This window comes from Aphanizomenon sp. UHCC 0183 (assembly GCF_009712065.1).
GTDB lineage: Bacteria > Cyanobacteriota > Cyanobacteriia > Cyanobacteriales > Nostocaceae > Dolichospermum > Dolichospermum heterosporum.
Window position 1 is genome coordinate 1 of the sequence record NZ_VILC01000129.1, and the last position, 6,698, is coordinate 6,698.

Below are 6,698 nucleotides of genomic sequence, written 5' to 3' on the forward strand. Positions count from 1 at the left end.
TTAATACACCGAACCAACCGATATATAAACGATTGTCTGTGCTGGTGATCCAACCGCAGAAGCGATCCCACACATTAGCACTTTCGCGCTGTTGTAAGGTAGTTGTCATTTTATGATTGCTTTATTTTCTTATGATGTTGGTAGGTTGTTTTGCCTACCTGAATACAACATTAGAGGATAAGTTTAAATTTGTAAAGATAATTAAAATTAGTATTAGTTATATCAGTTATATGTTTTCCTAATGTAATGAGATTTACAGGAATTGCAGCAGAAAATTCACCTCTAAAAATCAAAGTATATATAAGGTAAACTACCCTCAGGCGCTAGTAACCAAACTGCATAAAAACATAGGGGAACAAAAACAATTTTAATTGGCCAGCTAAATTCTAATTTCATGCCTCGCTTAAAAATATATGCTATAAACATTAGTAAAGCTATGCCTATTAACAAATAAGAAAGTTGGTACTGACTTATGTTTAAGGCTTCTACATAGATTTTTTCTGAAAATTGTTGATCACCGGCATGACCCCAAAAGTTTTTGATCACTAAAGCGGAATCTTGGGGGTTGGGGAGACGAAACCAAATCCAAGATGTGAAAACCATGATTTGTGTTAAAAGCCAAGCAAAAATAACTCCTAGCGGATTTTGCCAAAATGAATTAAGAATTGTCAAGCGATCGCTTAGTACAACTGTGAGACGATGAACTACTAAAGCGATACCATGCAATAGACCCCAAATAATAAAACCCCAAGCTGAACCGTGCCAAATACCAGCTACTAACATGACTATCAATAAATTTCCACAGGTACGTATTAATCCGCGCCGAGAACCGCCTAAAGGAAAGTAAAGATAATTACGTAGCCAATCACCTAATGTAATGTGCCAGCGTCGCCAAAAATCAGCAATACTTGTACTGAAGTAAGGAAAATCAAAGTTTTCCGGTAAAACCAACCCAAATAGTAAAGCACTACCACGAGCAATATCAACATAACCATTGAAATCTAAATATAACTGTAAGCCATAAGCAAAGGTAGCTAACCACAAATCTGTACTACCTGCCCTTTGTAAGTTACCAAAACATAAATCTACAAATATACCCAAATTATCAGCAAGGATACCTTTTTTAACTGCACCTCTAGCAATTAACCACATTCCTTCAGCAACTCTATCAATGCTGGGAAATCTAAGGGTATCAAATTGAATCGCTAAATTATGGTAACGAGTAATGGGTCCAGAAATTAGTTTAGCAAAAAATAATTTATATGTGGCAAATTGGATAAATTTAGTAGCAGCCTGAGCGCCACGATAAATATCTATTAAATAAGCAATACATTCAAAGGTAAAGAAAGAAATTCCTAGAGGTGCAACTAACTTAATCAATGATTCTGGTGAACTTGTTGGCTGATTAAAAACTAAATTTAGAAAATGATTTATGTATTTAAAGCCTAAAAGAATAAAAACATTAAAACCTATGCCAATCCACAATACTTTAAGACGGCGTTGATTCCAGTCAGCTTGAGCAAATTGCCATTCCTGATTAGATAAATTCCAGTTTTGAGAATGTTTTCCTGGTGAAGTATTACTGCCAATTTCTAAACCTAGATAGAAGTTGATAAAAGTTAGTGTTAAAAGTAATGGTAAATATTGAATATTCAAAGATGCGTAAAATAAAAGACTAGCTATTAACAGTATCCATAATCTTATATTTGCTAAATTAACAGTCCAGTAGATGCCTAAAACACTCAATAGAAACAACCCATAAAAAATTGATATAAATTTCATTGTTTGTTAATTGATAATTCTGAATTTGTGATGAGGAAGAAAGAATACAATTATTTTGTTATTTTTCGTAAGTTAGGAATGAGGATAAAGAATATTTTATCATCTATTCCCTAGTTCCTATTTAATCATTTTGTTGGCCAGCTAATCATTGGATCTATAGCTAGTTTCTTGGATACTTCATAAGCACCATAACGATTGAGGTGACTGGGATCTGAAAAGTAATCATTTGCTTTTGTCCATAGCTGACTTAAATCACGATAGATAAATTGAGGATGATTGGTAAAGGTTAATAAATACTCTTGAAACTGTTGCTCATATTTCATGCGTACAGGATCTAAATAATCTGAAGTAAGAGGCATATTCACAAAGACGAGAGAGATATTATTATTTTTGGTAAACTCTAACATGGAATGGAATGCCTGATCTTGTTTACCTGCTAATTGGAAAGATTTATAATCATTATCATAATCTCCAGAGACTTTGGGATGTTTTTGATAGTATGTGGTGGGATTATAGCGAATAGATAAAGGTAAGAATCCATCAAAATCAACTCCTTGGAGAGAAGAATTATTGTCTATTTCTGAATCATGAGTGATGTGGACTTTTGATTTAACTGGGGAATGTTGATAGCTAAAAGGTAGATATTGAAGTTGTTTTTGGAGAAGAATTTTAATTTGATCACGGCTTTTATAACTAGCAGATAAATTAGCTACAGACTGATTTAACCAATCGTTAGTGGTTTGATAGATATTAGTATCTGCTGTTTTAGGTTTATTACTAACTTTTTCTGTGGGATCTTTTAGATTTTTATTACCTTCATTAGCTTTGACTTTTGTTGGAGATTTCTGTAATATTTGTTTGTATCCTGGTGAAGATTCAATTGCATTGAAAGTAATATCTTCTCTCCCATTGTTAAAGGCACGAGAACCATCTGCCCATAAAATTATTTTTGGTAGTTCTTGGGGTTCTAAAATCTGACGGATGAGGACATCAACGACTTGGGCTGTTGCTCCATTGATGCCAAAGTTAAATATATCAATATTGCTATGATTCTGGGAGGATAAAGCTTTAGAAAGGGCGACAGGATCAACTCCTCTCAGTGCGCGAGAAGAACCAACAATTAAGACATCTGGTGGACGTTTTTTTGTAGATAACCGCTGTTTATATAGAGCTAATTGTTCATCTAATTGCCTAGCATTAAAAGTGGGTATTTGCGATCTGGCTGCTAATAAAATAGCTGTAGAAGTGGCTTTTTCTTTTAATGGTCCGGCTGGCAAATTTCCTGATTGAGCATTGTTATCATTAATAAATCCAGAAGCATTAAAGGTGGAGGGATTATTATTAAGTAATTCTGTTGTCCCTGGTTGATTTGAAAATGATGTTTTCTGATTATTTGGTGATAGTGAAGATGCTTGTGCTTGTGAGGATAATGGTGAAACAATATTATTACTAGCTTTTGGTGAATTTTTAACAGTATGTGCGACGACGTAGCCTAACATAAAATCACTTTGTAAGGTGAGAAGTAATCCTAATGCTAACCAAATCATCCCGCTGCCAATTCCTTGATTATCGGGATTTTCGTCTATTTCCTGATTAGATGGTGTAAATATTTGACTGTTTAAAAGTAAATTTCTGATTAATTTATTGGTGTTTAGTACCCAATTCTTTGATGCTTCTTTGAGAAAACCTTTTACTTTTTCATTGGTTAAATCGGGACGCAAAATTTCTTCACTGTTTTCATCTATCATTAGGGAATTTACATATTCTGATGTAGCGGCAAATTCTGGTGTTGCTTCAGGAACTAATCGAGAACGTTCTTCTAGATCAGCCCCATGATGCCATACGGGTTCTTTATCACCAGCACGACGACCATAAACACGGACACCAGTAATACCAGAAATTTTCAGTTGGCGGATAAATTGAGTCACTTTACTAGAAACTTGATAGCGTGTAGGACAAACGGGAGCATCACACATTATGTGTAATAAATCTTCTTTGCGAACTAGTAGTACCCGGATACCACCTGTTTTCAATCGCCAATCTAGGTTGGGATTGAGTAGTCGCTCGAGTAAAAAAATGATGGCTGGTTGATCACCTGCACGGGCAAGCTCCAATGCAGATGTGAGTAGGAATGGATGCTCAGATGCTGGTAGAGATACCCAATCTATCCAAGTTGGTTGTTTGTCTGTGGTTTTTTGTCCGTATATGGCGGCTGAGATAATGGCTTGAGGAGCAATACTTTCGAGTAGGGGGACAATGGCTTGTAGTGCGGTCGTTTTATCCGGTGCGGGTGCGGTTTCTAAGGGGTCAAAAGCTGGGGTACAGAAGATGTGTAAGGTAGATTCTTTGAGGGAAGTTTGCAATGCTATTTCGAAGCCTAATAATTCTTCAGTTAATATTCTAGCGATCGCTTGCACATCTCCCCATCGCGCCCATTCTTTTAACATCACCTCTGGAGGTGTCAAATCTACTCTTACCCGCCAATCTGGCTCTGTTTCCCCTCGAACTTGGGCAACAATAATGGCATCCTGATAACCGACAAGCTGCAAATGTCTGAGCTTTTGGGCTACCGTTTCTGCCAATAATGATGAATCAGGGCTATAGCTAGACTGACAAAATACCCAAAGACGATTAGCGACAATCTGAGAGTTATTTTTCGCCGCAGAGGGTTTAATTTTTACCTGTATTGCTATACCTAAATGGCTGAGATGTTCGCTCAAATAGCGAGCAATGGCATCCCCATCCCCTTGACGTGCCAAACTTTCATTAGAGATAATCAGCGAGCCTCCAGGGCTTATAGGCGTTTCTGTCTGTGCCAATAGTGCCTGTTCTAAATGTCGTTCCAGTTGATTTAAATATACCCGATGGCACCATTCAGGACGGTGTTCCCCTTTTTTTCGACCATAAATTAATACTTGGTATATTGACGGTTGTTCGTCATTGGTGAGGGTATCTACATCAGTTTGCTGTAGTGCTTGCAATAACTCCGATAAGGTTTGCCAGCGTTGTGGACATTCAGCGTTTTCACAGAGAATATGTAGGTCATTACCTAGCAATCGGACTTTTACCCCGAAAGTATTTATACCCGTTGCTTGGCTTACCCATTGCACTAAGGAATTTTGACGATCATCAAGTAATACTGTTTTCATGGGCGGTGGGATTTAACAGCAAGGTTGTATGGGGGAATTTCGGCTGTACTTGTCAACTAGAATCATAGAACTATCACATTTTGCCATTTTTTTAAATAATTTAGGACTTACGCAGCTTGCAAAATTGACAAAGATGGTCTTGGAGAATGTTTGAAAAGTGGTATCCCGTAATTTTCATCACATTTTTACCCCCCGTTCTTCTAAAGGGGGGTAACAATAAAAATCTAGTTCCCTCCCCTTTATAAGGTTTTATCAATTTCAGGATTAACCCAACAATCATCAGTAACAATAAAAATCTAGTTCCCTCCCCTTTATAAGGGGAGGGTTAGGGAGGGGTAAAATATTTGATACAGCAATCATGACTTTTCAAACACCATCTTATGGAAGAATTTAGGAATTAGGAGGTAGGGGCGCAGCAGGGTTAGCGCATCTCAACCCCTATTGACAAAGGGATTTATTCGATATGTGGGAGGATGTTCAATTGACACAACTCAAGGTAGTTTAAGAGATAACCCATCTAACCACTGTATCTAAGTAATGTCAACGGGATTTAAGAAGAAGTGCAAAACCAAAACATCTGTTATACCCAGTGTAGACAGCAAAGAGATTACCAGTAAGTTTCTGCACCACTTTACGGGAATAAAAGATCCTAGAGCAGAAAGGACTCGAGTTTCACCATAAGAATACTCGGTAACTGGGAAACTCAGGTTTTAACCGCTTTGAATATTTTTTCATTACCGCCTTGGAGTTGGGAAATTTGGGGTACTTTTGTAATTCACTTCAACGGGACAATTACCGATTCAAATTTCCCAACTCTGTACGCATAATGTTTTGCTCACTCATAGCCTCCCATTTCTGGGGTAATGTTAGCTGATGCTACGGCACGCTGCGCGAACGACCTGTTATAAGAGCTTTTTAGACTTGCAACACTGTTTCACTGACCTTAAAACTGTTTAGTTGCAAATGACAGCGCAGGGAACTAGCTATGCCTACGGCAGGCTGGCGCGAACGCATTCGGTGGGTGTCGTGACTCAAATAACGGCTACCCTTCGACTCCCTTCGACTTCGCTACCTCGACTTCGCTCGGCACAAGCAGGGCAAGCCGCTCAGGTTGGACAGGTCAGTACGGCTTGCTTGATTTCTCTTACAAGCCCAGTCCATTTAGGGCTGGGTTACTGACTAATCTTTCCTCAGTTCAGCAACAAGCGATCGCTCACCGCACCCTACAATCATACCATCTGCTAACTTCAAAGCTATTGCTTTTTGTTTCTCCAGTCCTTGTTTCACAAATATAAAGTAAGTAATATTTGCTAAGACGGATTTATTAGACCTAATTAAGCCAACTAATACTAAAATAGCTACTAAAATTCCTACTCCAATAACCCAACGATATATAAGTACAACTACAGTTGCTGTTATGAATAACAATACAAGCCAATTATGCTGCGTTACTCTATCAATAAGCGATTGCAGGGACATCTTCCATTGATTCTCTTTGTGTGCAAACTTTTGAATGATGTCTTTGCTTCTAGGTTTTAAACAAAGCTCTTCATCATAGATTATCTGTTCCGCTGCAATCAATGCTTGCTCTGATGACTCAAAAGATTTTGACATAATTGCCTGAATATTTTCGATTAAATTCAATAGTTACTTAGGTTAGTTAAGTGATCGCAAAACCCAACATTAATGACAAAATAATAATGAGTCCTGTTGGGTTTATTTTCTCAATTCAAATTACCTATGCTAAAGTTACTTAGAGAACTCCAC

The 6,698-nt window shown here is 37.5% G+C and carries 3 protein-coding genes and 1 pseudogene; all 4 read right to left on the minus strand.

Translation table 11 applies throughout. From position 1 onward, the window contains the following. Positions 1-109: pseudogene (locus tag FJR37_RS24260) on the minus strand (photosystem II q(b) protein); the annotation flags it as partial. A 173-nt stretch (positions 110-282) separates the two neighbouring features. Then, the gene (locus tag FJR37_RS24265; protein WP_168467346.1) at positions 283-1,782 is read right to left on the minus strand and encodes an MBOAT family protein; all 1,500 of its coding nucleotides are present in this window, start codon (positions 1,780-1,782) and stop codon (positions 283-285) included. A 125-nt stretch (positions 1,783-1,907) separates the two neighbouring features. Beyond that, positions 1,908-4,931: a DUF1574 domain-containing protein gene (locus FJR37_RS24270; protein ID WP_168467347.1), complete on the minus strand. Its 3,024-nt coding sequence runs from the start codon at positions 4,929-4,931 to the stop codon at positions 1,908-1,910. Positions 4,932-6,110: 1,179 nt separating this feature from the next. Next, a complete protein-coding gene (locus tag FJR37_RS24275; RefSeq protein WP_152608858.1) occupies positions 6,111-6,575 on the minus strand; it encodes a hypothetical protein in 465 nt (154 codons plus the stop codon). Positions 6,576-6,698 lie beyond the last annotated feature (123 nt).